The 2,444-nt window shown below is 43.6% G+C and carries 2 protein-coding genes; both read right to left on the reverse strand.

Features of this window, described 5'->3' with window-relative positions; translation table 11 throughout:
- Nucleotides 1-95 precede the first annotated feature (95 nt).
- Nucleotides 96-1,127: a 3-deoxy-7-phosphoheptulonate synthase gene (locus QZX60_RS09265; protein ID WP_363174799.1), complete on the reverse strand. Its 1,032-nt coding sequence runs from the start codon at nucleotides 1,125-1,127 to the stop codon at nucleotides 96-98.
- A 288-nt stretch (nucleotides 1,128-1,415) separates the two neighbouring features.
- The gene (locus QZX60_RS09270; RefSeq protein ID WP_295364115.1) at nucleotides 1,416-2,312 is read right to left on the reverse strand and encodes a YitT family protein; all 897 of its coding nucleotides are present in this window, start codon (nucleotides 2,310-2,312) and stop codon (nucleotides 1,416-1,418) included.
- Nucleotides 2,313-2,444 lie beyond the last annotated feature (132 nt).

Genomic DNA, 2,444 nt, shown 5'->3' on the forward strand with positions numbered 1-2,444 from the left:
AATACCCCCAAGTAGGTTTTTATATTTTACTGTCCTACTTAGGGGTAGCATATCACTTGTCAGCAAAGCGGGTTTATTTTTTATAACGCCTATGATTAGACCAATTCCGCCAAATCGTAAATCAGCCGTTCTGTTTTTTCCCAGCCCAGGCACGGGTCGGTGATGGATTTTCCAAAAACGCCTTCTCCGATTTCCTGGCGCCCATCTTCGAGGTAGGACTCGATCATCAATCCTTTAACCAGTTTGCGAATATCTTTGGAGTGCTTGCAGCTATGCAGCACGTCCTTGGCAATGCGAATCTGTTCCAGAAAATTTTTCCCAGAATTACAGTGGTTGGTATCAATGATGACAGCCGGATTCTTGAGTTCCGGTTTTTCGCGGTAGGCTTTTAATAGCGCCTGAAGATCTTCGTAGTGATAATTGGGATAAGAACGCCCATAGCGATTAACGTAGCCGCGCAAAATTGCATGCGCCAACGGATTGCCTGTCGATTTGACTTCCCAGCCGCGGTATAAAAACGTGTGGCTGTTCTGCGCCGCAACCATTGCATTCATCATAACTGAAAAATCTCCAGATGTCGGATTCTTCATCCCAGCCGGAATGCCGATCCCGCTGGCAACCAAACGGTGCTGCTGATTTTCCACCGAACGTGCGCCGACCGCCACGTACGAGAGCAGGTCAGACAAATAGCGGTGGTTCTCCGGATACAGCATTTCGTCCGCGCAGGTCAGCCCTGTTTCCTTGACGACGCGGGTGTGCATTTCGCGGATGGCGATCAATCCGGCAAGCATGTCTTCCTTTGCGTCCGGGTCCGGCTGATGGAGCATGCCCTTGTACCCCATGCCCGTTGTGCGCGGCTTGTTGGTATAAACCCGAGGAATGATGAAAATTTTGTCTTTCACCTGTTCCGCGGTCTTTGCCAAGCGGTTGATGTAATCCAAAACGGCTGTTTCATTGTCTGCCGAACACGGCCCGATAATTAACAGAAAACGATCATCTTTACCGGTAAAGATATCCGTGATCTGTTGATCCCGTTCTTCCTTTATTTGTTTAATATGGTCATCTATCGGAAACTCTTCCTTCAGCTCCTGAGGCGTCGGCAATTTCCGATAAAATTTCATTTGCATGTCCATGTTATAAATGAACCTCCTTAATTTTAAAAACCTCGCTTGCTATTATAACACAAATGCAAAATCATTAAGCGCTATTCTTTTCCCAGAAGATGGCGATCCAGCTGCTCACTCTTTTCCCGCCAGTGACCGAAAAAATAATAAAGCAGAATCGACAGGGATGACATCGTCTTGAATATCCTAAAGCGCTGTAACCCGCAACGCGGCCACGCAGACCATGGCACACATTTTTATGTAAATGTGTTTCATCTCGAGGGAAAAATTTTTTGTGCAAAATTTGCTCTCTTATTCTGTCGGCTTTTGATAAAAATACCCTTTAACTTGTTCCGTCCGGATTGAATTCACAAAGGCGTCCGCATCAATCAAATGAACCACCTTCATAATCTTTGGCACGTCTCCTCTCGAAACGATCGAATAGATTACTTCCAATTCTGTTTTCTTGTAAGACCCTTTTCCGTCCAGAATCGTTGCGCCGTGATTAGAAACTTCGTAAATAGCCGCACATACTTCCTCTGGATATTTCGTGATGATAAAAAGTGTCTGCTGCTGGTATTTATGATAGGTCGCGTGAAGGGTCTGGGTAAACGCAAATTGAAAGATAATTGAGTACAAAGCAGACTTCCAACCGAAAATTAGTCCTGCAATAACAAGAAGCACCACATTAAATCCAAGTATCGTATTCCATGCATCAATCCCCTTTTGAGACGAGAGAAATATCGAAATGAAGTCCGTTCCTCCTGCTGTTGCATCGACCCACAAACAAAGCGCACTGACTAAACCGTACAAGATACCGCCAAAGACCGACAAAAGGAGTGGGTCAGTCGTGATGGTAATCCTCGGCATCACATCTGCAAAAATTGAGGCCAAAACAATATTGAAGCAAGAATATGCTGTAAACTTTTTGCCAAGATATTTGAATCCTATATAAATCGGCACCAAATTCAATGCAATATTCATTGGACCATAAGGGATATAAACATCCATGTATTTTTTGCCAATGCGCTGAATTAAAAGCGTCACCCCGCTAAGACCTCCCGGATATAAATGTCCGGGATTTAAAAATCCCTGAACGACAATCCCAGATAAAACTGCTGAAAGAGTCAAGAGCACGAATCGAATTGGAGGAGATGTCATTTTGTCTTTTCGAATCTTATCTATATTGGCTTTTGGAATCTGTCTCATGATTTTAATCCTTATCTATTTTATTTTTCATTATACGGTATGAATCTGTGAATTCAATACCATTTGACAAAAAAAAGAAGGGCGTGTGAAAAAACAAAAATTTTTCACACGCCTTTATTTTTTGGGGGGACA

Source organism: uncultured Pseudoramibacter sp. (assembly GCF_903789625.1).
Taxonomy (GTDB): domain Bacteria; phylum Bacillota; class Clostridia; order Eubacteriales; family Eubacteriaceae; genus Pseudoramibacter; species Pseudoramibacter fermentans.